This window comes from Planomonospora algeriensis (assembly GCF_977012225.1).
The window spans coordinates 1-721 of the sequence record NZ_CDRNDK010001002.1; the positions used below are offsets into that span (position 1 = coordinate 1).

Sequence of the window (721 nt, forward strand, 5' to 3'; positions counted from 1 at the left end):
CGGGAGACGGGCCGGCGCCCGCGTCCCGTCGGCGGCGGGGACGCGGGCGGTCGCGCGCAGGTAGGCGCCGAACGCGTCGAGCACATGCGCGTTCGTGGTCGGGGAGAAGCCCTCCTCCCCCTGCCAGGTGCAGAAGTGCGTCTCCAGCTCGTACGGCCAGAGCCCGGCCGGCTCGCGCGGCTCGCCGAGCAGGGTCAGCGCGTACAGCGCGACGGAGGTGGTGTCCGCGTCCTCCGGCAGGCCCGGCCCCGCGGCGACGCCCTCCGGGCCCAGCCCTTCCCGCAGGCTCGCCGCCAGCTCCGCGGGGACGTCCACCGGCACGCCGGCCCGGCGCAGCCAGCTCAGCGTCCAGCCCCGCTCGAACACGGTGAGGGGGATCGCGCACGGCACCGGCCCGCCGGAACCGTCCGCGACCTCCTCCAGATAACGCCGCACCCCGGCCGCGGCCCGGAGCCGCCCGGGGTCGTCGCCGGAGAGCCGCGCCGCCTCCAGCCACGCCGCACCGGCCGCGGGCGAGGCCCCGACGGACGCCACGTCCGGCCTGACCGGTGTGGGGACGATCTCCGCTGCGGCCGCCGCGGGACCGCGACCTCCAGTGCGTGGATCAGCTTGCGCGGGACCCGCCCGCCCGCCTCCAGCCACGCCCGGACCGCGGAGAGCCTGGATCCGTCCAGGCCCGCGGGGAGACCGGGGCCCTCACCGCTCGGGTCCGCCCGGTCCG

At 79.1% G+C, this 721-nt stretch carries 1 pseudogene; it reads right to left on the bottom strand.

Features of this window, described 5'->3' with window-relative positions:
* Positions 1–534 (bottom strand): annotated as a pseudogene (locus ACWJ6R_RS37455) (prenyltransferase/squalene oxidase repeat-containing protein); the annotation flags it as partial.
* Positions 535–721: the final 187 nt, after the last annotated feature.